The following is a 23,927-nucleotide window of genomic DNA, read 5'->3' as shown; positions in this document are numbered from 1 at the left end:
CATCTCATCAATCAAGAGCCAGTTTTTTATAAAGTGTGCCTCGCTTCACTCTTCAGCCAAAAACCCATGCTCCAGCACATCAAGATACTTCAGAACATCGTCCACCAGCCATTCAAGCTCTCCCACTTTGGCATTGGGATGCGCGTCCAGAAACGGCCGCGCCTTGACCTCGATCAGATTGGTGATCATGGAAAAGAGTTCGCGCACCGTCTGCTCGGAAACATCCGGCCGCATTCTCATTCGCGCCAAGACAGGGGTCATCAGATCCGTCTGGGCAAATGTCATCTCCGATTCAAATAACTTGTGCACCCGTGCGGCCAGGTCTGCGGGCATGCGTTCGCCGCCCCACAAATTCATCCCAAGCGCGAACTCATCCTTAAAATCGACCTGCATCTTGATCTTGTACTCCAGCGCCCGCCGAATCATCGCCTTCAGATCTGGGGCGTCGCGCCAAACACTGAAGTCTGCCGCCGCGTTGAGTCGGGTGAAGACCAATTCCGCCACATGCACGTAGAGATTAGCCTTGCTGCCGAAATAATGGAAGATCAGGCCCTTGGAGACCTGCGCCTCGCGCGCGATCACATCCGTTTTTGCCTGGTGAAAGCCCTGCGTCGCAAACTCGTGCAGGGCCGCCGCCTCAATGCGCACCACTTTTTCCGGGTCGCGCGGGGTCTCAGTCGTTTCTGTCATCGGTCGCTCCTAGTTCATCGTCAGGTCGCGCCGCCGGTATGCGAGATACCCCAGCACGAACAGCACGCAGGCCAGCGCCGTCATCCAGCCGACTGGCGCCCACTGAATCGCCTTGACCGGCACCTCATTGACCCAGCCATACGGGGTCAGGCGGGTCGCCCAGGTTGGAAAATCGAGCAGTGGGCCAAGATACAAGGAGATCACACCGTAAATTGGCAGGATCCACACCAGTGACTGAAGCCGGGGCAAAAGGCCAACCAAAAGCGCCCCAATGCCGCAGACCACCAGCAAGGCCGGCCAAAAGCCGACAAAGCCGCGCAGATAGCGGGCCGCCGAAATGGTCACCGTTGCGGAACTGGCGCCGGCAACAACCATGCCCACCAGCGCGAGCAAGAAGCTGAGCGAGCCGACGACCAAGCCGTGGCCAGCAAAACTGGCAAACAGGCGCAGCCGGGAGATTGGGGCGGCATGTTGCAATTCCAGGTACCCTTTTTTCTCATCATTGTTCAGACGCAAAATGGTCAGAAGCGCCGGAATCGTGGCGACCACTACAAAAATGATCGCCAGCTTGTTCGCCATCGCGAGAATGATCGCCTTGTTCGCCGCATCCGTGCCTGCACCGCCCAGCAACTTCGACAAGGTCGGATTGGCCTTCGCCAGATCGCCGACCGTGCCGAAGATCGAGCCATACGAGACGCCCAAGAGAAACATCCCGATCAGCCAGATCCAGGTGCTGGTGCGCTCAAGCCGGGCCAGCAAACTCAGCGGCCCCTGCAAAAAGCGGCTTGCGCGCGCCCGGCCAGCCCGCGGCGTGATCAGCCCGGCGCCGATATCGCGCGAGGCAGCCAGCGCAATGGTGACAGCCAGCACGATCACACTCATCCCCAGCATCAGCGCCAGCGGAGTCCATACATTATTCGTGTAGAGTTCCATCTTCTCGATCCAACCGAAGATCGTCCACCAAGTCAGATCAGGATCTTGAATATCAGCGCCCATCCGCGCCACAAACAGAATCCCCAGCCAGCTGTAGCTGAGAATGGTGGCACTGCGGGCATTGCTGACAACCTGCGAAAATAGCAAGGCGAAGGTCCCGAACATGAAGCCAAATGCGGCAAGGCCAAGGCCAAACAACCAGTTGCCAGCCGCATCGGCTCCGGGCATATTCGCCGCCTGAAGCCCCAGCGCCTCGATCACCCCAGCCGCAACATTGATGATCGCCAGCTCCGCGATCGCGGCCAAAAGCGGACTCTGCCGCCCGACCGCATGCGCGAGCAGCAGCTCACTCGTGCCCGTATCTTCTTGCGCCCGCGTCGCATGCACCGCAAAATAAAGATTCATCATCGCGGCAAACAGGCCCATGAAGACCATCATCTCACTGCCATAGATCATGGCGGTGGTGTATGGCTTGGTCGCGGTAAACGGCCCCAGCAGAGACACCATCGCCGGCGTGCGAAGGGTCTCGGCGATCGTGTTCATCGCCTTTTGTGTCCCATAGATCCCGCCAAATTTCGCGGCGGCCACCGCCATCAAGCCAGCGAGGCCAAGAATCCACAGCACAATTTTTAACCAGTCGTGGCGCAGGTTCAGCTTCGTCAGCGCCAATGTGTTTTGCGCCTTACTGCTGTTCATGGCCATCGCCCTCCTGATTGTAATACCGCAGGAACAGGTCCTCCAGCGTCGGCGGGGTGCTCTGCAGCTGGGTGATACCAAGTGGCGTCAGCGCGGTCATCACCGCCCCGAGCTGATCAGCATCGACCGAGAATGTGGCCTGCGTGGCGGATTTGGCCGTGAACTGATGGACGGCCGGCAACTGCTTGATCGCAGACAGATCCTGGGTGGTCGCGACATGAACCGTGCTGCGGCTCAACTGCTGCATCGCCTGGAGGCTGCCGATCTCGATGATCTCCCCTTGGCGAATGATGGCGATGCGGTCACACATCCGCTCGACTTCGCTGAGAATGTGCGACGACAACAGCACACTTTTCCCCGCAGCCTTCAGCGCCAGCACTTCTTCCTGGAAAACTTCCTCCATCAATGGATCCAGCCCACTGGTCGGCTCATCGAAGATGTAAAGCTCAGCATCACTGGAAAAAGCAGCGATCAACGCCACCTTTTGCCGGTTCCCCTTGGAATACGTGCGGGCCTTCTTCGTCGGATCGAGGTCGAATTTCTTGATCAGCGCATCCGTTTTTTCAGAATGCGCCTCGCCATTGAGCCGCAAGAGAAAATCGATCACCTCGCCGCCGGTCAGATTCGGCCACAGATAAACATCCCCCGGCACATAAGCGATGCGCTTGTGAATGCCGACCGCCTCCGCCCAGGCGTCCTCGCCAAAAATCGTCGCCGTACCGGCAGTCGGCTTCAAAATGCCCAACAGCGTGCGAATCGTCGTCGACTTCCCAGCACCGTTCGGGCCAATGAACCCAAACACCTCGCCTTGATGAATGCTAAAGGAAATATTCTTCAGCGCCTCAAACTTCCCAAACTTCTTCTGCAGATGATCAATGGTCAATACGTCAGCCATCATCCTCGCCTCCAACTTCAATTGATGACAATAGTGTGCAACCGTTTGACTGCCGGGTCAATAACTATCGAGTCAACAAACGGCCCGCAAAAAAGCCCGCCGCTGAGCCGTTTTGACTCGCCAAACTTTTCCAGTCAATCGTATCACGCTGAAACACCGGGGCGCCATTGAGGAGATTGGGGCGGACAGGAACGCTGAGAGGCGGATCGGAAGAAGGCGTATCCCATCAAAGTAATGTAAGAAGACTTAACAGTTAGGCTATTGTTTATCGGGTGTCTGCGACAACGCAAAATAGTGGACACTTTTTCACGGCGATAACCCTGGCATGAAAAGCGTTTTGCACGGAAAACATACCATCAGATGAACAATAGAACCTCAAACAGAGGGTGGGCTCCGGCCAGAACCCACCCGGGCGCTTAAACCTATCCAGCCCTCGAACATGTTTTCCATGCCCAGCGCTGTGGCGGTTTAGTATAATGGAAGAAAAAGGGGGAAACCATTTTGCTTAACGAATTCAAAGCCTTCATCACCCGCGGCAACGTCCTCGACATGGCAGTCGGCGTCATCATTGGCGGTGCCTTCACCGCGCTGGTCGGCTCGCTGACCAAGAACCTGATCAACCCGATTCTCTCCATGTTCACCAGCGCCTCGAATCTGGCGAACTTGAGCTTCACCGTGCTCGGCGCGAAATTTACATACGGGGCCTTCATCAACGATATTATCAATTTCCTGATCATCGCCTTCATCGTGTTCCTGATCGTGAAAGCTGCCAACCGCGTCATGCCGAAAAAAGAGGCTGCACCGGCTGGCCCGACCCAGGAAGAATTGCTCGCAGAGATTCGCGACCTGTTGGCAAAACAAGACGCGACCAAATAACTGACCAAATATTCCCAACTGCATAAAAAAGACGGTGCCCCCTGATCAGGAGACACCGTCTTTTTTTTAGACCGGGAAAACAATTGTTATTGGCCGGCCAAAGAAAAACTATTTTTCAACCGCCTGGAGCTTCTGGTTGTCATCGAGCTGTGAAACACCCATCTTGTGGAGACGCTGAAGCAGCTGCATGCTCAGCCACAGCAACACGAGGGAGACAACCGCAACCATGATCAGGAAGCCGACCGCGCCGGTGACTGTCCCGCTTGCGATGCCGCCGGTGATCGCCTGGCGGAAGCCGAGGATCGAATAGCTCATCGGCAGGAACGGATGGATCACGTTGTAGAAGTGGTTCGTGATCTCAAGTGGGAACGTCCCACCGGCACCGCCGAGCTGCAGCATCAACAGGACCATCGCAATGAAGCGGCCCGGATTGTCCAAGAGCATCGATAAGAACATGACCAGATACATCGACGCGAGGCTGAACAGAATCGCGAACAGATAGAACAGCCCGACATGATCCACATTGAGGCCGCCGACCATGATCAGCGTGGCTTCAACGACTGCCATCCCCACGGCCACGATGCCGCCAACAGCGATCTTCGAGAAGAACCAGCCAGTCGCCTTGCCGTCTTTACGCGACACTTTGCGAATCGGATAGGCAAAATTGAAGACCAGTGCGCCCACATACAGCGCCAGGGACAAAACATAAGGCGCCAGCGCATGGCCATAGTTGGCCACATAGCTGTAATGCTTTTGCTTCGTCACCGTCGGATCGGCAAACATGTTCGCCGTTTTGCTGGTCAACTTGACGCCGTTGATGGTTTTCGCGCCATCGCCAAGCTTGGTCGCCAATTCCTTCGATCCAGAAGCCAGCTGGCTGGTGCCGGCGTTCAACTGCTTGTTTTTCGCCGTCAACTGCTTGGCGCCGCTATCAAGCTGGCCGACCCCGGACAAAAGCGCCGGAATCTTGCCGTTCAACGTGGTCAGACCTGTTGTGAGCTGCTGAGACCCATCGGCCAACTTGGTCAGGCCTGCTGTCAGGGTCGGCATCTTGGCACCGACCTGACCGAGACCATCCCCGATCTGGTTGGCGCCACTGGTCAATTCGGCGGACTTGGCGGTCAGCACTTGGCCCCCTGCCGCGAGTTGACCTAAGCCATTGACCAACGCTGGCACCTTGCTGCCCATGGCATTAACGCCACTGGCCAGTTGCTGGCTCCCGCTGCGCAGGGACGCAGAGGAGGCGGCAAGCTGTGAGCCGCCTGCCCGCAGCGCGCTGCTGTTGGCGGCGAGCTGCTGCAAGCCGGCGTTGGCCTGGCTGATGCCGGCGCCGAACGCGGTGTAGCCGGTGGCCAACGTCGCCAGTCCGGTATCAAGGGACGAGGCGCCGGTGGTCAGTTGCTTGCTATTGCCGTCTAATTCGGCGGCCCCGGCTTGCGCGTCATCGATGCCGGCGATCAACGTCGGCGCCTGGTCGGCCAAAGTATCAAGGCCAGCACTCAGCTGACTGCTCCCGCTGGTCAGCCCGGCGATCATCAAGCCAGAGGTCATCTGGTACGTGGAAAGCGCGCTGTAATCTTTTTTGACCGAGGCGAGCTGCGCCAAAATTGCGTCAACGTCATCACCGATCGACGGGTTACTTTCCTTCAAAGCCGTCAGCGCATCCGCCGTTGCCTGATAGTCGCTGGTCAAAGAGGCGGCGCCTGTTTTCGCGTTGGCGTTGGCCTCTTTCAGACTGCCCGCGACCTTGCCCAGCGTCTGCGCCCCACTTTGGAGCTTCGAAACGCCGGCCGGCAACGCAGCGGCTTGTTCTTTCATCTGGGTGAGCCCCTTGTTCAAGGACGCCACGCCACCAGTGTAGGCCGTCAACCCGCTATCCAAGGTTTTCGCCCCGGCCGCCGCGCTCTTGATGCCTGAAGCGATGGTCGTGTTGTTTTTCGCCAGCTTGCTGACCCCGGCGGCCACCTGATCCGTGCCGGCGGTGTACGTCGCCACGTTATCGGTCAGGCTGTCGGTGCCCTTGGTGTACTTGGTCACACCGTTGTTCAGGGTCGTGGCCCCTGCGACCAGTTGCTTGACGCCGCTGGACAGTGGACCAACTGCCTTGTTGACGGTGGTCAGACCATTGACGACCTTGTTGGTGCCGGCCGTGTATTCGGTCACGCCGCTCGCCAACGTCTGGCCGCCATTGACCAGCTTCGTGATATCCGGCAACATCGGCGTGATCTGGGCGTTCGCGGAATTGATGCCATTCGTCAGCGTCTGACTGCCATCCGCCAATTTTTTCACCCCGCTTTGCAGGGGACTGGTGGAAACTTGCAGCTCCTCGATGCCATCCTTGACCTTGGTGACGCCCAGCGTGTACTGCTTGACGCCATCGCTCAGCGTGGTGGTGCCATCATTGAGCTTGCTGGCACCCTTGGCCGCGGTGATCATTCCCTTACCCGCGGTCTCGATCGACTTGAAGACTTGGGTAGAAAATGCATCCGTGATCTGCGTCCGGATCTGCTTATCCAGCGCCGTGACCCCGATGCCCGAGATCACCTGGCTCAAATAGTTCAGCGAGTCGTTGGTCTCATATTTCAGCTGCATCTTTTTCGGATTCGCATCCATTGCCGTGGCCACATTCGCCGAGGCATTGGCCGGAATCGTGACGACCGTGTAATACTTGTTGTCCTTGAGTCCCTTCGCCGCGGTCTTCGCACTGACAAAATGCCAGCCCAGCTGATGATTTTTCTTCAGCTCCTTGACCGTGTCGGCCCCGACGTTGATCGTGTTCCCTTGCAGCTCCGCCGGGACATCGCGATTGACCACGGCGACCGGCAGATCCTTGGTATCGCCATAAGGATCCCACACCGACTTCAGGAAAAAGATCGAGTAGAGGAATGGAATGAACATGATGACCATGACCGAGATCATGATCAACTTATTGTGGCGGATAAACTTGAATTCGTCTTTGATCATATAAAAGCCCCTTTAATCTGTGATGACATCGCCGAGGTAAAGCCCCAGCATCTGATGAAAATTCTTCCGGCGCGCAGGCGCAGGCGATGGGATCAACCCCATGATCTCAATGACCGTGAACCCCAGCACACTGGAGATCAGCCCTTGCGTGAACGCCTCGTGATGCATGGTCTTCAACCGCACCCCGTTGATCAACTTCTTCAGCATCCCGAGCACCTGGGCCGTCGCCTGCACGAACGGGCTGTCCGCGTCGTAACGATGCACATAATAGAGGACCTCGAACAAATTGCCTTGGCCATCAAAATAATCATGCGCCGTCTGTGCGTACACCCGCAGTGCCTCGATGCCGGCCACCCCGGTCAGCGCCTCGGTCAGCTGTTGATAGAGGGCCTGCATGAAATGGGTCCCCATCGTTTCGATGAGCCCCTCAAGATTAGGAAAATAATTGTACAGCGACTGCGACCGAATATTCAGATCATGGGCAAGTCGTCGGTATGTCAGCGCCTGAATGCCTTCCGCCTTCACAACGTCGCAGGCTGCCGCAAGCACCTTGTCTTGATCAAGCACACGATGATGGATCATGCGAGTCCCTCCTTCTTTAGTGAGAATATTACCGTAAGAGAATATACAACGACATTTTGAAGATTGCAACCTACAATTTGTAGATTAAGTCGAATTTGTGACTCATTGGCTGAACCGCTTATTGCCGTTGACCCGCAACCTGTTGCGGATGAAAGCGAGCCCATTTTTGGCAACAAAAAACGGCGTGCTGAAAAATATTTTCTGCACGGCCGCCGCCAGTTTACTTCGAATTTGTTCACAAGCGATCCTGTTTCAGCACAAAAAAGACGTCTCCGTATTCGGGGACGTCCGTGAGCTGATTTTAGAGTCAGATTGTTTTTACTTGGTGAAGCGATTTTCGAACAATGGCGATACCGGCTTGTTTTCCTGGATGCGCTTGATCGCGCGGCCGATCAGTGGCCCAACGGAAACAGTGACCAACTTGTCGAGCTGGGTGCCTTCTGGGTGCTGGATGGAATCAGTGACCACGACCTGCTCGATTGGGGCAGCGGCAAGGCGTTCGATCGCTGGGCCCGAGAAAACAGCGTGCGTGGCGGCTGCCAAAACTTCAGTGGCGCCTGCGTCCTTCAGTGCCTGGCCAGCCAGCGTCAACGTGCCTGCCGTATCGATCATATCATCGATGATGATGCAACGCTTGCCTTCGACCTGACCGACAATGTTCATCACCTCAGCGACATTTGGCCGCGGCCGACGCTTGTCGATGATCGCGATCGGTGCCTTGAGGAACTCGGCGAGCTTGCGGGCCCGCGTCACACCACCATGATCAGGAGAAACAACGACCGTGTCTGCCCCATCATAATGATTACGCAAGAAGTAATCGGCCAGCAGCGGCGCGCCCATCAGGTGATCGACGGGAATGTCGAAAAAGCCCTGAATCTGAGCGGCATGCAGGTCCAATGCCAGCACACGGTCAACGCCGGCGCGCTCGAGCATGTTGGCGACCAATTTTGCCGTGATCGGTTCGCGAGAGCGGGCCTTGCGATCCTGCCGCGCGTAACCATAGTAAGGAATGACCGCGTTGATCGTGTGCGCGGATGCCCGGCGGAGCGCATCCGTCATAATGAGCAGCTCCATCAAATTGTCATTGACCGGCGCTGAAGTCGACTGGATCAGGTACACGTCGTCGCCACGGATACTTTCTTCGATGTTGATCTGAATCTCACCATCGCTAAACCGCTTGACCGACGACTTACCTAATTCGACGCCAACCTCTTGGGCGATTTTTTCCGCCAAGGGTTTGTTCGAATTCAACGCAAAGATCTTTAACTTTGGATCAGCATAGTGCTCAGGCATGGTTTCCTCCAAGTAAAGTGAATTTTTCTGTCAAAAAAAGTCTAGCGGAATCTCGTCAAATTGCAAGGCCAATCCGTGCAAAAATGATAACTTCCTCTAGGCCATTATAACGGAAAAATCAAAACTTGTCTTGCGAACCGATTCGGGGTGGTGATATGTGTTATCCCCCGGGTGGGCTCCGGCCAGAAACTGGCTGGCGATCGCAGTAGAGCGGACAGGCAACTTTGAGCCCGCAAAGGTCGCGGTCTCAAAGCTCACTTTCGGTGTAAGCGGCACAGCCGCTTACACCGACGAGGGGGCCTGCTCTTGGCGTTAGGCATTTATGCCTTACGCCAAGACATGCGAAGCGAGCCGTTTTCGGCCGGAGCCCACCCTACATCCAGCACTTAATTTTCTGTAGAGACGTTTTGAGTTTACCGTTATCAGGGCGGAAGTCAGTTAGCTTTTGGCCAGAGGCATTTTACCTGACCAATTATTTGACTAGTCGCCAGCTGACGCCTTTTTTGAAAATTATGACGCCACAATGCTCCGAATCAAAAACCGCAACCTCTCCTTTGCAGTCTTTTCCCTGCATTGCGACGCTGCGGTTCCGTTTACTTGCGCTATTACACTCGATCAGCTGGCCCCAAATTGCGGGCGGCTGTCCCCCAAAGCATTTTCCAGTCAGTGTCAGCTTGCGTCGCACTTTTTTTCTGCGCGTTTGCGGGCTGCGACTGCCGCCTCGAAATCTTCGAAGCGCTTGTTCAAGATCAACTTGCCCCGGTAAAACAGTCGGGCGTTCCACTTGCCTGTTTGGCGGTCGAAGCTGACGCCGACCACACCGGAGTGATTTTTCGCGCCTGGTTGATGGGCGCCGGCGCTCACTGATTTTTGCTGCTGGGCGAACACATGGCGCATCCGCTCCGCGCGATAACAGCCGCAGCTACTGGTCAGGCCGTGGCGCAGGCGGTAGCCTTCTGTCACCATCGTTTTTCCGCAGTCGCACTGGCATTGCCACAGCGCGTTGCCATTGCTTGCTTGGCCCGAAAAGCCCACGACGACTAGCCGGCCAAACCGTTTGCCCGTCAGATCGATTCGTTTCATCGTCCGTTCCCCCTCATCTCTAACACAACTTATAATGTACCCGCCTGGCGCGCGCGCAACGAGAATCTCTCACATTTGCGTCAGCGCCGCGCAAAATAGTTGAATCGGTATCCTTTTCAGCCTACAATTCAGGATAAGAAAGCGTTATCAGGAGGCAGCTATGAACACGTTCGGTTCGACCCTTGAAAATTGGCGGCAGGCACGTGGCATCCCCGCAAAAGACCTCGCGCGCCAGATCGGCATCTCCACCGCAACTTATCATCGCAGCGTTCACGACAGTAGTAGCGTCCGCCTTGATGACGCGGTGAACGCGCTGAACGCCTTGCGCTATAGTTTTTCCGACCTGCAGGAGACTCTGCCGCCCGAAACGTTGCCACTGCAGGCCGCGCTCAGCGACACCGAGCACCTGGTCGTGGATGTGATGCAGGTCTATTACCGCACGCAGAAAAAACAGCTCCGGCGCCTGCAAAAACAGATCAGCGCCCTTCAGGAACAAGGCGCGGCTTCTGGCAATAGTGGCTTTACCCTACTGGCCGACTTCTTGACGCTATTTCAAAGCGAGCTCGCCCAAGATCTGACCGCGACGGAAAATGCGGCGGAGCATCTTTACCAAAAGATCTCCCAGCAGGATCTCCTCACATCCTTTGAGCAGCAGCTTCTGCTGGCCAGCGCAGTCTACCTGCCGTTTGAGCGCGTGCAGGCGATCTTCAGCCACATGCTCAATGCACCGGGCGAGCCAACCGACACCGGACGCGGCCAGGTCGCGACGTTGTATCGCCAGTTTTTGCAAAGCGCGATTCACACACGCCGGCGCGCCGCGGTGTTGGAAGCCTGCAATCAGATCGAATCGCGGGAAGCCGGGCATGCAGATTATGCTTTTTCCTCATTAAAATTGTTGTGTCGACCAATTCGCTTGTATTTAAATGATCGGCGGGAGCTGGCCACGCGTTTGTTTCGCGAACTTCAGCGCGATTGCCTGACCATCACCGGCAATCCCAACCACGCACTCAATCAAGGAATCGCGATGGTGTGGCTGGACCTCGTCACGTTTGACCCAAAGGAGGAAGCCTGATGATCGGCGAAACGCTCAACCAGATTCGCAAAGACAAACAGATCAAGACCGCCCCCTTATGCCAGGCCCTCGACATTTCGCCGGCGACGTATGCACGGCTGGTCAACGGCCAGACCCCGATGAAGCTCAGCCAATTTTTCGCCTTGCTGGACCACCTGCGTCTCGCGCCGAGCGACATCACCCTGGCGATTCCGGGCATGCCCCTGCCGATCGAAGTCGAGGCCGACGAGGTGCTGGAATTGTTGATCGGCGCGCCATCTCTCTCCGACTTGAAGACCGCCGAGACCGCCCTGCGAAAAAAGGCGCAGCAAACGGGCAACGCCGGGTATACCCAACTCGCTTCGCTGGTGCGCGTGGAGGCCACCGCACTCGCCGGAGCCACGGCTGCCAGCACCGAACAAGCCGTGTTGCTTTTTCATGACCTCGACCAGGTCCCGCGTTTTTCGACCTTTGACCTGCGCCTGTTATCCGAACTGATCGCCTTTTTACCATTTGGAGACGGCAAGGCAATTCTGGAAAAAAGTCAAAGCGCCGCCCTCAACGCAGAAACGCAATTACGCGAGCGAATCCTCAACCGACTCTACCTCCAATTCATGCAGCACATCCTGGCCACCGGATCGGTCAAGGAGATCAAGGCTCTGCCGCCGCTCATCACGCGCCGGATGGTGATGGGTACCAACATTTTCTTCGTGCTAGCAAAACGCTTCACAACTTTCATCCCGGTCTACTTCCGCGACCCGGCGCAGGCGCAAGGTCAGTTCAACGCATTGCTGGCAGCCAGCCGCCGCCTCGCCCCCAAAGCAGCGATCAACGATGAGCTCACAAAGTTGTGGGCCGGGCTGGCAAAGCGATAAGAGGCGTGGCGGAACTGGGACAAAACTTTTGTTTTGTCCCAGTTCCTGTATAGTGCACTAATGTTACAGCAGTGTCGTGGGACAAATGTCCGAGTCCGAGCAGCTAAGGTCCCAATCACCTGGTCCAAAGTTCGGACCCGGCGCTTGGAACACTTACCTGTCGGACCCAAGACCGACATTTGTCCCACTTCCTTTTTATGCGCTCACGCTTGACGAAAATTGGGATAGCGTTCAAAATTTATAGCACAGGAGGAGGAAGCCATGGCAAAAGTCGATTTGACGGTCCACTATTCAGGCCCCGCCCTAAATGATGGGCGCATGCCGATCACTGATTTAGCCCCCGCGCTGCTTGGCCTGTCGAATGCAATACAGGCTATCCGAGAAATTGAAGACCCTTCAGGCGACCCGATATCCATCGACATTCAGGCAACGTCGCGCGGCTCGTTCGTCGTTGACTTTCTGATTGCAAATGGGTCAGATTTCATTCGATACGCCGCTGATTTATTAAACGGTGAAAATTCAACGGCCTTTATCAACCTGACTGGCTATATTAGTATTTTTTCCGGTGTGGTTCAGCTGATCAAGAAAATGTTCGGCCACAAGATAAGAAGTGTTATCAAAAACCAAGATGGTCAAGTGACGTTGCACCTTGACGATGACACATCGCTGACTGTGCCTGCCTCACATCTTAGAGCCTTTCAAGATCTCGAAGTCCGAAAGTCGATCGAACAAACAGTGCGCCCTCTAAAACGATCCGGGGTGGATTTAATCGAGTTTTCATCAACAAAGAACATCGCGGTGTCGATTGCGTCCTCAGAAGCTGATGATTTTGATAGCCCGGTTGCCAAGAGTGAAGAATTACAATCCTCGACTTCTGAAGTCTATTTACAGTTGGTGAGTGTCGCGTTTGAGCATGGAAAATGGAAATTTTCTGATGGCAGTAGTCAGTTCTTTGCAAAGATCGCAGATACCGATTTTCTGACCAATGTTAGAAAAAATGAAGTGCAATTTGGCTCCACAGATAGTCTTAGGGTTCGGATGCGGACCATCCAAACTATGACGGAAGGCGGCAACATTACCGCGGAGCATATTATCGAAAAAGTGCTAGAACACCGCAAAGGCTCTCGAGAGATCGAGCTGGACTTTGAAGATCCTGCTGAGAATAGCAAGTCGTGATTGCTATCCAAGGGATGAAGAAAACGTTTAGAAGTAGAAATATCCAAGGGGTTTTTGTCGGGCTTGCCGCTGCTAATACAGTACTCATCGTTGGGCATCTACAAATAAATGTTGTTTGGCAAGCTCTCATCATTGCCATAGTGGTCTATCTCGCCGCAAGAGTCGTTACCTTTTTAGGAAAGACCGCAGATTAAACGCTCACGAGTGCGTGTGCCAGGAAAGCGTGACAATTTTTATTTTGAATTCAGCCGTCATGGCTTGATGCCTGCATTTCACAGGGGCCAAGCCATTTTTGTTGCCCCGCTAGGCGTTGTTGAAAATAATGTGACCCCATCACACCTATCCGCTAGTCGCTCTCCGTGGCCGCGCGAGAGCCGCGATCTCTGAGATTGTCAATTTGCCCTTTTTCGCAACAAATTTCCGCATTCGCAATCTCAGAGATTGCACGACAGGACGTTGGCCGCCATACCAGTTTCCGCTCTGCGTACCCCGAGTATGCAAATATCGCGATTGAAGCCATCGAAATGCAACTCCGCGTACTCAGAGTATGCGGCCGCACGCCCTCGCATGAAAGTGCGAAACTGGTGTGACGCTATCACACAACTTCTCACGTATGACGGTAGGATATGATTCGTGCGCAAGCGGCTATCACGCAATAGGACGTCGCGTTCGTCGAAAACATGGGCAACTACCCACGAAATCACAACACAGCGCAAATCTCGCGGGATGATCTAACTAGTACAAAAGCTGTCACAACGCCTTTTCGTCCCAATGACGGCCATCCACCAGAACAAGAAAGCCGGTCCATCAACGTTTCAGACAACCCTTTTTTGACAGAAAAAGACGGTATCCCTATGCGATGACGCGCCCGAAATCGTCAGTCGCTTGAGTCGATCTAGCATGCGTCAGGAAACAAAAAGCCTATATCGCGCGCCTTTTGAAAATAGAAGTCACGCGAATACCTCGATATACTGGAGCGAGATAGTGCGAAGGGAGAACGCCAGATGAACGACAAAGAGAAAATGCACTCCGGAGATCTGTATAACCCGGGCGATCCCGAGATCAGTGCGGTGCAACAACAGTGTCTCGAAAAACTTTACGATTTTAATCAGACACGGCCCAGCGAATCGGCAAAACGCGACGCCATGCTTCATGACATGTTCGCCAAGATGGGGGAGAATTGCTACATCGAACCGCCGCTGCACGCAAACTTTGGTGGCTACCATGTGCGGTTTGGCGATGCGGTCTACGCCAATTTCAACTTGACGATGGTGGATGACACCTACATCACCGTCGGCAGTCACACAATGTTTGGGCCGAATGTGACAATTGCCACGGCCGGCCACCCACTTCTGCCAGAGCTCCGCGCCCAAGGTTACCAATACAATGCGCCAGTGGTGATCGGCGAAAATTGCTGGTTCGGCGCCGGCGTCATCATTTTGCCTGGCGTCACGATCGGCGATAATGTCGTCGTCGGCGCAGGCAGCATCGTGACCAAAGATCTGCCAAGTAATGTCGTCGCATTCGGCGATCCGTGCCAAGTCGTCCGCCCAATCAATGACCACGACCGGGAATTTTATTTTAAAGACCGGCGGATCGATCCTGATATGTTTGCGGATCAGAAGTAATATCAGTTAAGACAAATTATTCTGGGACAAGACAGCCGTTTTGTCTCTTTTTTGCGTGACGGTCAATGTGATGGCATCCCACAAATTCCTTGGCTCGGGGATGGGTGTGACAACTAATGTGATGACATCCCACCAACCTCAAAGCGCACGCCCCTGGGTTGGCGGATCTTTCATGGGTTCAGGGTCTGCGAATATGAAAATATTGAACCGAAGACCCGGAATTTGCGGACTCAGGGCCCACGATTGGAGAATTGGGCGGTCGTGCTAACAACTAATGTGATGGCATCCCACTAGTTAAAAGCGGTCTACTGGGTGGGCATCTGACTCGCCACTTCCGGTATGCGGATGTTGTTGGCATCCTTTGAAATCGGCAAATCAGCGTACTCACGGTATGCTGCGCCCTCCCAGGAAATGGAGAAAGTAATGTGACCGCATCACACCAACACAAAGCCTCGTGTCTGGGTCAGGGAGAGCTCGTCTGGCGCTTAGTCCGCGACTATAGCAATGTCAAAAAAACATAAACTCGCGGACTCAGGGGATGCGAATGTCGTGATTTGTTGGCAAAAGATGTTTATAGGCATACCGGGGGTTCACGGATTTGGACGCCCAAGAACTTTCGCCGACAACTAATGTGATGGCATCACATTAGTTTGAACGCGTTCCCGCGCACGCCCCACAAAAGGGCCTCGATATTGGTGTGATGCCGTCACACGAGTTCGTGCTGGGACATCGAGAATCTGAAAGTCGCATACCGGGAGTATGTCGATCGACATCTTTTAAAGCGATATCGCCAAATACGCATACCCGGGGTACGCGAATGTGGGGGTGCCCGGAAAAATCTTTTTGAACTTTTGTGACGCCATCACACAAGTTTGTCCTGGCACCCCAAGAATCTGAAAGTCGCATACCGGGAGTACGCGGATGTATGAGCACGCCCTCGGAAGAATCGTTTGACCTTTTGTGACGCCATCACACAACTTGATAAATGCATACTGTGGGCGTGGTGGTGCCCTTGGACTCCCGGTCCGCGAATTGTTCCGCTTTTGTCAAAAATCTCGACATTTGCGGACCGGGAGTCCATCTGAATTCCGCACCCCCCCGAGTCGGCGTCGATATTTGTGTGATGCCGTCACATAACTGACTAGCTGCATACCGGGGTCGCGCGGTGGACTCCTGGTCCGCGAATTGTTCCGCTTTTTGCAAAAATCTCGATATTCGCGGACCGAGAGTCCTGCTGAATTCGCACGCCCAGAGGCCGGCTTCAACATTGGTGTGATGCTGTCACACGAGTTTGTCCTGGCACGCCCCGAGAATCTGAAAAGCGCATACCCGGAGTCCGCTGATCGACATCTTGTGAGGCGATATCGCGACATCCACATGCCGGGGGTACGCAAGTTTGACGGCTTCCGACCTCCACCCCCAGAAACTGGTGTGACGCCATCACATTACTTTTCCACGCTTTCCCCGCGCCCCAAACCCCAAAACAAAAAGGCCAGCACCTTGCAGCGCCAGCCTCTTCCATTTCAATTCAGTTAATCCCAATCCTTCGAGTTGGCCAGCGGCAGGCGCTGCCAAAAGTCGGGTTTGTTGGTTTGCCGCGCGCGGGCGATCGCCATCGCGTGCTTGGGAATGTCGTCGGTGATCGTGGACCCGGCGGCGATGAAGCTGTGATCCGCCATGTTGACCGGGGCGATGATGTTAGAGTTTGAGCCGATGAAACTCTTGTCGCCGATCGTGGTGTGGAACTTTTGCACGCCGTCATAGTTGACGAAGACCACGCCGCAGCCCACGTTGATATCCGTGCCCAGGGTCGCATCGCCGACATAAGTCAGATGACCAACCTTGGTGCGGGCGCCGATCGTCGCGTTTTTGATCTCAACAAAATTGCCCAGATGCGCATTTTCGCCAATCTCCGCTTTCGGCCGCAGATGGGAATTCGGACCGATGTCGGAGCCGCTATGCATCACCGCGTGCTCGATCGTTGAGGAAACCACGTGGACATTGTCTTCTAGAGTGGCGTCGATCAGCTCGGAATGTGTGCCGATCACGCAATCCTCCCCGATCACCGTGTGCCCTTTGAGGCTGACGCTCGGCTCGATCACGGTGTCGCTGCCGATCTGGACATCCGTGTCGATGTATGTGGTGGCCGGGTCGATCAACGTGACACCGTCTTGCATGTGACGCGTGTTGATGCGCTGCTGCATCACCTTCGTCGCGGCGGCCAAGGCGATGCGGTCATTGACGCCCATCGACTCCTCGAAGTTGGCCATCTTGTAAGCGGCCACGATCGCGCCTTCTTTTTTCAAGATCTCGATCACGTCGGTCAGGTAATATTCGCCTTGCGCGTTATGGTTCGTGACCTTGTGCAGCGCCTCGAACAGCGCCTGATTGTCAAAACAATAGACGCCGGTATTGATCTCGGTGATCCGCGCCTCTTCCAAGCTCGCATCTTTTTGCTCAACGATCTTCTCGACAATGCCGAGGTCGTTGCGCACGATGCGGCCATAACCGGTCGGATCCGGGGCGGTCGCGGTCAAAATAGTGGCCTTGGCGCCCTTATCTTTATGGTAGGCGAATAATTTTTCAAAAGTGGTGGCGGTCAAAAGCGGCGTGTCGCCACTTGCGATCAGCGTCATCCCCGTTTTGTCGCCGAGCAGCGGTTCCGCCTGCAAAACAGCGTGGCCGGTGCCCAACTGTGATTCCTGAACGACATATTCCGAGCGGTCGCCCAGCGTTTCCTCGACTGCCTCGGCGCCGTGGCCAACGATCGTCACGACCTTGTCCGGCTGCGTCTTTTCGATTGCCGTCAAGACGTGATCCACCATCGGCTTGCCGCATACGGGATGCAGCACTTTGTATAATTTGCTCTTCATCCGCGTGCCTTTGCCGGCTGCGAGGATGATCGTGTATTTCCCTGCCATTCCAAAACGCTCCCATCTGAAAACTCGTTTTCATCATAGCCCAGCTGGCCGAAAATCGCAACACACGGCGTTTTCCGGTGTAGACCAATACAAAATAGCCCGGCGTCTGGCCGAGCTACTTGTGCGAGACATTTATTTGGCGGAAGACCCCGACTCAGTTTCAACCGGCCGCTCGACCGTGCTGATCTGCGTCGTGCCGGCCCACACATCGTGAAAGGCCCGCGTGCGCCGCAGCCCGACCACCAGAATATCTACCAGGAAAAACAGCGTCGCGCCCAGCGTCAGGCCAAACAACAGCCAATCGACCGGCGTCTGATGCATTTTGGAAAATAGTTCGGTGGTGCTCCAGATCAGCCCGCGCAGCGCCCAATACGCGACGCCGTAGAGCAAAAATTCGCGCCACGCCAGCCGCCAAAAGCCGCACGCAGCGCCATCGCGTTTAACGATGCGGATGCGGACCAATTTTTTACCCAAGGTCTGCCCGCCTGCCACTGCCGGCCAGAACAGGAAAACCATCAGCTGGGGAATGGTATTGCCCAGCCCCGAGGCGTCGACGAAAGCCGTTACATGCAGCAGTTGCGCGACCAGCCCCACCACCATCGTGAAAAGGCCGACCGCGATGACGTTGTCGATCAAAAACGCGACGAGGCGCCGGGTGAAGGTGACGCGCTGCCCGCGTTCATAGGCTTTCGCGTCCATTTGCTCACGGGTGGGAAAAAGCCGCATCAACGCCGGCGCCAGCAAGCCGCCCAGCAGCCCGCCCAGTGAATTCAGCATCAGGTCATCCACGTCAAACAACCGATACGGCCGTGGGTAGATGCCGTACAGCCCGGTCAATTGGGTCAATTCGAAAAACAGACTGAGCCCGAACGACAACAGGAGCACCTGCTTCAAGGACCGCTTGAAGTAATAGCGCAGGTAGACGCCAAACGGCAAGGTCAATAGCAGATTAAACAGCGGCTGAATTACCACGTTTTGCTTCAAGGCTGCAAGCCACGTGGCCGGATCGCTCAAGACGAACACGGTCTGCTTGAAAAAGTCACTGACCACCTTGAATGGCACCAGGTTATAGGTCGGTCCGGTCATTTTTGCCACACTGGCCACGGTCGGCAGCGGCAAGATCACCATGAAATACGCCGTCAGCAAATAGAAGATGAAAGTGTAGATCACGACTGCCCGCCAAAACACGAAACTGCCGTAGCGGCGATATTGGCCGACAAAAACTGGCAAGGCGAGGACCAGCGCCAAAAACGGAAAGAGCATCAGCGCCATTTTCACCGGAAACAGATAGGTACTCATTACGCTTTAAAATGGTCGAAGTGCGCCGCATTTTTCGCCAGATAATTGCCCGGAATGGCATGCAACGTGTTGGCCTTAGTGTCCACTTCATCGACGCGAATGATGCTGGTGTAATCGGATACCATCCGGTCGCCCGAGAAGTTGCCCTCGGCGAAGACGGAAATGCCGACGAGCTTCGCATCAAATTCCTCGATCAAGCTGCGCATCCCGTTAACGGTGCCGCCGCCCTTCATGAAATCGTCGACGATCAAGACCCCGGAGTTCGCCGGCAAACTGCGCTTAGACAGCTCCATTTTCTCGATGCGGGCACTGCTGGCGGACACGTAATTGACGGAAACGGTCGAGCCCTCGGTGATCTTGCTATCGCGCCGCACGATCACAAACGGCACGTTGAGGTACTGACTGACGCTTTGCGCGATCGGAATACCCTTGGTGGCGACGGTCATCACGGCGTCAACATGCTGGTCCACGTATTGCGTGGCGATCAGCCGGCCGATCTCGCGCAAGACTTCTGGCGTGCCGAGCAGATCAGACAGGTACACGTAACCGCCTGGCAAAAGACGATCCGTTTCGGACAGGCGCTTGGCCATGCCAGTCACGAATGCTTCGGCTTCTTCCTTGCCGGCCATTGGGATGTAGCGCACCCCACCAGCGGCACCGGGCACCGTTTCAAGCAGGCCGGTCTGGCGCTGGGCAAACACACGGCGGACGATTGCAAGGTCCTCTGAGATCGAGGACTTGGCGCTGTCATAACGCCGGGAAAAATAGGTCAGCGGCACCAGGGTATGGGGGCGCTCGAGTAAGTAACGGGTCATGTCGATCAGCCGATCGCTGCGACGAACTTTCATAATGAAGTCTCCTTAACTCCGAATATTTGGATTATCACAACACAAGGTGATTTAATCTTCCCAATTATACGGGATTTGTTTGCAAATTCCTAGATATTTTCTCACATCTGTTTTGATTGTTCGTTTCCCTCGCATAAATTAAGGAAATAAGAAGAATGCTAGCGTTCTCATCGCACATTGTTTAGAATGATTATAAAGTAATGAATACGAGGTGCGCACATGGCAGTCTTTGATCTGCGGGATGTCGGCTTGACCGTCGGCGACCGCCCAATTTTACATGATATTTCCTTCACCGTGGAACCTGGGGCGTATTTAACGATCGTCGGGCCATCCGGGGCGGGCAAAAGCACCGTCTTGCGGCTTTTGGCGACTCTTCTGACGCCCACCGCTGGCACCATCACCTACTTAGATCGACCGCAAAGCAGTTTTGACAAGATCGCCTATCGCCGCGAAGTCTCCTACTGTTTTCAGCAGCCCAGTCTCTTTGGCGAAACAGTCCGCGACAACCTCGCGTTTCCGTTCGAGCTCCGCAGCCGGCCCTTCGATGCGGCCAAGGCGCTTGCGGCACTGAGCGATGTCGATCTGCCTGCCGAGATGCTGGACAAGCCGATCACCGAGCTGTCCGGCGGGGAAAAACAGCGGGTCGCCTTGATCCGTAATCTGCTTTTTCCGCCAAAAGTGCTGCTGCTCGACGAGGTCACGACCGGCCTGGATCACGACACCAAGGCCATCGTCCATCAGCTGATCGAAGCCGGCAACCGCAACGGCATGACCGTGATCGCCGTCACCCATGACGAAGGCGAGATCGCAGTGGCGCATGACCTACTTGCGCTGCGCGACGGCACACTGGACAAGGAGGCCATTCGCCGTGACAAATGATCTGATCGTTTCCCCCACCGCTTTGCTATTTGCGGTCGCGCTGGTCGCCATCGCGCTCATCATCAATTTTCACGAAAAGATCGGCCTGGAAAAAGAGATGCTGGTCGGCGTCGTGCGCGCGGTGATTCAGCTCACCGTCGTCGGGTACGTGCTGACCTACATTATCAAAGTCGACCGCGCGCCACTCACCTTTTTAATGATGGCGATCATCATCTTCAACGCTGCACTCAACGCTCGCAAACGCGCCAACGGGATTCCGCACGCGTTTGCGATCAGTCTGCTGGCGATCACCGTGGCGACCGGCGTGACGATCGTGCTGCTGGTCCTGGCGCATGCGGTGAAATTCACGCCGTCGCAGATCGTGCCGATCTCGGGCATGATCGCCTCCAACGCCATGGTCGCGATCGGGCTGTGTTACCGCAATATGAACACCAGCTTCCATGATCAACGGCAGGCCGTGCTCGAGCGGCTCGCACTCGGCGCAACCCTCAAGCAGGCCTCAATCGGCATCGTCCGCGAAGCGATTCGGACCGGCATGTCGCCGACCATCGATTCGGCGAAAACAGTTGGCCTGGTCTCCCTACCTGGAATGATGTCCGGTCTGATCTTCGCCGGCGTCGACCCGACCAAGGCAATCATGTATCAGATCATGGTGACCTTCATGCTGCTGGCGGCCACCAGCCTCGGCAGTGTGATCGCCTGTTACCTCGCGTATCCGCGCTACTACAACGAAGATCTCCAGCTGCGCTGAAAATAGGGCGCAGCCTGAGGCCCACGCTGGCGCGCCTCGCATCCATCAAAAATTCGGCCCGCCCTGGTTGGACGAGCCGAATTTTTTACGATGGCCTTCTTTTTTACTAATTGCGCGGCACCACCGTTACACCGCTCGAATCAGTTGATCGATATCCTGATGCCGCAGCATCCGCCGCGTCGTGATCGCAAAGGCGAGCCAGATCACAGCCAGGCCGAGCAAAGCGGCCAGCGTTTCTTGCCAGGGCCAGAGAAAACTTTTCAGGAACTCGTGCGTCATCAGTCTGTAAAGCCAATAACTGAGCAAATTGCCCAAGAGCGTCCCGAGCACCCCGCCTTTGACCAGCAGCAATGCATTTTGCAGATTCAGCATCCCCGTCAGCTGACCGGATGTCGTGCCGATCGACTGAAGCATCGCCAGGCTTCGTTTTTGCTCGAGCAGCGCGGCGAAAACGTGGTTAATGATCGTCGCCAGGCTGACCAGCGCAAGCAGCGTGATAAAACCATACGAGATCACCCGAAATGCCGTCATGATCGCGATATTCTGTTCATCGTAGGCAATATAATCAGTCACCCGACTCCCTTTGAACTGGGTGGATAAGGCCTTGACCAGCGCCTTATGGTCTTGCGGGTCCGACAACTTGACCGCGGCCACCGTCTGCATATCACTCGCCTTGTTGCCAAGCTTGGCCTGCCACTGGGCAAATAAGGTCTCCGAAACGATCATCGCACCAAAACCATCGTGATAGATGAGCTGGGCCAAGCCCGGCTCTTCGGTCGCCGGCACCAGTGTCGCCTGAGTCGTTACGCCGGCCTTTTTCGTCATGTGATCGGCATTGCCCAGCGCGTAGGTGCCATCATAAGTCGGTGGCACCAACCACTCCTTGTGATTTTTGCCGTTTGCATCTGTGCCCTGCACCCGCGTGTTGAGATAGGTCGGCGTGCTGTTGAAATTCTTCTTGAACTGCGCGTCCGGCACCGCGACCACCGTCATCGAACTGTCCGTCAGGGCGTATGGTTCCTTGAGCACCATCGCGCTACTTTCCAGCACCACCGCCAGTTGCTTTGTCTTCGCCTGCTGGGTGATCAGCTTGCGGACTGCGGTGCGCTGGTCGCTACCGGTGATGGCCACCATCAAGTCAGTGTCCCGCGATTGCTCGGTATTGGCCAAAAGATTGTGCATGAAGCCCGTCATCCCGATAAACAGCGCGACCGTCAGCGTGAGCAGGACCAGCATCGTCCCGCGTGCGGTATTGCGGCGGTCACGTTTGAGCGCCAAGGTATGCAGATGCCGCATCAGCCACGTTTCGTGCAACCGCCACCGGCTCAGCATCGGTGATGTTTCTGCGGTCCTGATCGCGGCGATCGGGCTGATTCGACTCGCACGGAAAGCCGGGCGCGCCGCCGCCAACAAAGTGACGCCCGCCATAAAGAGACCTGCGATCACAAGCGGTAGCCAATCCGCTCGGAAAACAAACGTGAACCCCATTTGTGTCCGGCGCATCATCTGATTAATGCCTGTCATCGTCAATTTGATTCCAAAAATACCAAACAGGTAACCAAACAGCAGTGCAGGCAATGCCAACGTCAGGCTCTGTTCATAGACTAATCGGCGCAACTGTTTTGGCGTCGTCCCCAAAGACCGCAGTAGGCCATATCGTTCGCGATGCGCTTTGACCGTCAGATTGATGCTCATATAGATCATGATCAACGCGACCCCGCCGATAACGAGCAATGCGGCCAACACCACGCTGACGAGAATTGCTTGCGATTTTGCATTCCCGCTTGCGCCCATGATCATTAAGGCACTTTCGTCATAGGTCACAGTTTTGGGATGAATACCAGCCGTTTTCGCTAGGGCCGACATGCGGGCATGCAACCCGCCAAAACTTGCCGGCGCAACCATCACCGTGCGCTTTCCGGTCAGTGTTTTCGTCAGCATCACAAGCGAATTCCCCGCGATCGGCGACATCGCATACATATCGATCGTCCCGACCACAAGGAGCCGGCGCTTTTGCCCGTTGATGTGAACCGTTTCACGTTGACCAATGGCCGAGCCGTCGCCGATCGCATAACTCGGCACGAGGATCTCATCACTGGTTTGCGGCAAGCGGCCAGCCGCTAAGATCGGCGTCGCCATCAATTTGAGATCTTTGGCGGTCAGCCGATAGACTTGCACCCCGCTATCTTGCTGGTCGGTCATCCCGGTCAATTGACTTTCGCCGACCTCCTCGAAGGCGGCGGTCTTACTGAACTGCGAACTATTTTGCAGCTTCTCTGCTTTTTCAGCCGTCACCCCGGGGAACCGCACGACCAGCCCCGCTTCCGACTGGACCGCACGCTGATACATGCTGATCTGCACCGAACGCAGCCCAACCAGAGTTGCCACAGCCAACGTGGCCGCGATCGTCATCGCCACAATAGTCAAGATCGTCCGCGATTTTTCCTCGCGTAGGCTGCGCAGTGAGAGTTTGGTCAAAATACCCAT

At 55.5% G+C, this 23,927-nt stretch carries 19 protein-coding genes; 8 read left to right on the top strand and 11 right to left on the bottom strand.

Annotation, left to right across the window (positions count from 1 at the left end):
- Window positions 1-45: 45 nt before the first annotated feature.
- From JUE67_RS06155 to JUE67_RS06145, 3 genes are read right to left on the bottom strand one after another with little or no spacing between them, the layout of a single operon-like run.
- A complete protein-coding gene (locus JUE67_RS06155) occupies window positions 46-690 on the bottom strand; it encodes a TetR/AcrR family transcriptional regulator (RefSeq protein WP_203626446.1) in 645 nt (214 codons plus the stop codon).
- A gap of 9 nt (window positions 691-699) precedes the next feature.
- Window positions 700-2,319 carry an ABC transporter permease gene (locus tag JUE67_RS06150; RefSeq protein ID WP_203626447.1) on the bottom strand — a complete coding sequence of 540 codons (1,620 nt, stop codon included), beginning with the start codon at window positions 2,317-2,319 and terminating at the stop codon, window positions 700-702.
- Entirely contained in the window at window positions 2,306-3,217 is a 912-nt protein-coding gene (locus JUE67_RS06145) for an ABC transporter ATP-binding protein (protein WP_203626448.1), read from the bottom strand. The genes JUE67_RS06150 and JUE67_RS06145 overlap by 14 nt, the downstream gene beginning before the upstream one ends.
- Window positions 3,218-3,715: 498 nt before the next feature.
- Here JUE67_RS06145 and mscL point away from each other — a divergent pair, with 498 nt between their 5' ends.
- Entirely contained in the window at window positions 3,716-4,090 is a 375-nt protein-coding gene (mscL, locus tag JUE67_RS06140) for a large-conductance mechanosensitive channel protein MscL (protein WP_125698003.1), read from the top strand.
- Between the two features lie 108 nt (window positions 4,091-4,198).
- Here mscL and JUE67_RS06135 read toward each other — a convergent pair whose 3' ends face one another.
- The 4 genes from JUE67_RS06135 to JUE67_RS06120 all read right to left on the bottom strand — a co-directional run bounded on the left by JUE67_RS06135 (window position 4,199) and on the right by JUE67_RS06120 (window position 10,012).
- Window positions 4,199-7,054 (bottom strand): YhgE/Pip domain-containing protein, encoded by a 2,856-nt coding sequence (locus tag JUE67_RS06135; RefSeq protein WP_203626449.1) that lies wholly within the window; start codon window positions 7,052-7,054, stop codon window positions 4,199-4,201.
- Between the two features lie 12 nt (window positions 7,055-7,066).
- Window positions 7,067-7,636 carry a TetR/AcrR family transcriptional regulator gene (locus JUE67_RS06130; RefSeq protein WP_125698007.1) on the bottom strand — a complete coding sequence of 190 codons (570 nt, stop codon included), beginning with the start codon at window positions 7,634-7,636 and terminating at the stop codon, window positions 7,067-7,069.
- Window positions 7,637-7,954: 318 nt separating this feature from the next.
- On the bottom strand, window positions 7,955-8,929 hold the full coding sequence (locus JUE67_RS06125) for a ribose-phosphate diphosphokinase (protein WP_125698009.1): 975 nt from the start codon (window positions 8,927-8,929) through the stop codon (window positions 7,955-7,957).
- A 669-nt stretch (window positions 8,930-9,598) separates the two neighbouring features.
- Entirely contained in the window at window positions 9,599-10,012 is a 414-nt protein-coding gene (locus JUE67_RS06120) for a hypothetical protein (protein ID WP_203637063.1), read from the bottom strand.
- A gap of 160 nt (window positions 10,013-10,172) precedes the next feature.
- On the opposite strand from JUE67_RS06120, the gene JUE67_RS06115 reads away from it, so the two are divergent.
- The 5 genes from JUE67_RS06115 (at window position 10,173) to JUE67_RS06095 (ending at window position 14,742) form a co-directional block, all read left to right on the top strand.
- Entirely contained in the window at window positions 10,173-11,084 is a 912-nt protein-coding gene (locus JUE67_RS06115; RefSeq protein WP_203626451.1) for a helix-turn-helix domain-containing protein, read from the top strand.
- Window positions 11,084-11,938, top strand: coding sequence for a helix-turn-helix domain-containing protein (locus tag JUE67_RS06110; protein WP_203626452.1), 855 nt, complete (start codon window positions 11,084-11,086; stop codon window positions 11,936-11,938). The genes JUE67_RS06115 and JUE67_RS06110 overlap by 1 nt, the downstream gene beginning before the upstream one ends.
- Window positions 11,939-12,199: 261 nt before the next feature.
- Window positions 12,200-13,114 (top strand): LAPAL motif-containing putative phage structural protein, encoded by a 915-nt coding sequence (locus tag JUE67_RS06105; RefSeq protein WP_203626453.1) that lies wholly within the window; start codon window positions 12,200-12,202, stop codon window positions 13,112-13,114.
- A 14-nt stretch (window positions 13,115-13,128) separates the two neighbouring features.
- A complete protein-coding gene (locus JUE67_RS06100) occupies window positions 13,129-13,308 on the top strand; it encodes a hypothetical protein (protein ID WP_203637062.1) in 180 nt (59 codons plus the stop codon).
- Between the two features lie 810 nt (window positions 13,309-14,118).
- A complete protein-coding gene (locus JUE67_RS06095) occupies window positions 14,119-14,742 on the top strand; it encodes a sugar O-acetyltransferase (protein WP_203626454.1) in 624 nt (207 codons plus the stop codon).
- A 1,532-nt stretch (window positions 14,743-16,274) separates the two neighbouring features.
- Here JUE67_RS06095 and glmU read toward each other — a convergent pair.
- The 3 genes from glmU to purR all read right to left on the bottom strand — a co-directional run bounded on the left by glmU (window position 16,275) and on the right by purR (window position 19,810).
- Window positions 16,275-17,663 carry a bifunctional UDP-N-acetylglucosamine diphosphorylase/glucosamine-1-phosphate N-acetyltransferase GlmU gene (gene glmU, locus JUE67_RS06090; RefSeq protein ID WP_203626455.1) on the bottom strand — a complete coding sequence of 463 codons (1,389 nt, stop codon included), beginning with the start codon at window positions 17,661-17,663 and terminating at the stop codon, window positions 16,275-16,277.
- 132 nt (window positions 17,664-17,795) lie between these two features.
- On the bottom strand, window positions 17,796-18,962 hold the full coding sequence (locus JUE67_RS06085; protein WP_203626456.1) for a VanZ family protein: 1,167 nt from the start codon (window positions 18,960-18,962) through the stop codon (window positions 17,796-17,798).
- On the bottom strand, window positions 18,962-19,810 hold the full coding sequence (gene purR, locus JUE67_RS06080; RefSeq protein ID WP_125698290.1) for a pur operon repressor: 849 nt from the start codon (window positions 19,808-19,810) through the stop codon (window positions 18,962-18,964). The genes JUE67_RS06085 and purR overlap by 1 nt, the downstream gene beginning before the upstream one ends.
- Window positions 19,811-20,029: 219 nt before the next feature.
- Here purR and JUE67_RS06075 point away from each other — a divergent pair, with 219 nt between their 5' ends.
- Both JUE67_RS06075 and JUE67_RS06070 read left to right on the top strand, forming a co-directional pair.
- Entirely contained in the window at window positions 20,030-20,689 is a 660-nt protein-coding gene (locus tag JUE67_RS06075) for an ABC transporter ATP-binding protein (protein WP_203626457.1), read from the top strand.
- Window positions 20,679-21,440, top strand: a complete 762-nt coding sequence (locus JUE67_RS06070) for an ABC transporter permease (protein WP_225877888.1) — start codon at window positions 20,679-20,681, stop codon at window positions 21,438-21,440. The genes JUE67_RS06075 and JUE67_RS06070 overlap by 11 nt, the downstream gene beginning before the upstream one ends.
- Before the next feature lie 126 nt (window positions 21,441-21,566).
- Here the strand turns inward: JUE67_RS06070 and JUE67_RS06065 are convergent, their stop codons facing one another.
- Window positions 21,567-23,927 (bottom strand): ABC transporter permease, encoded by a 2,361-nt coding sequence (locus JUE67_RS06065; RefSeq protein WP_225877893.1) that lies wholly within the window; start codon window positions 23,925-23,927, stop codon window positions 21,567-21,569.

This window comes from Lacticaseibacillus mingshuiensis (assembly GCF_016861785.1).
GTDB lineage: Bacteria > Bacillota > Bacilli > Lactobacillales > Lactobacillaceae > Lacticaseibacillus > Lacticaseibacillus mingshuiensis.
This window is presented reverse-complemented; position numbering and strand designations above follow the sequence as displayed.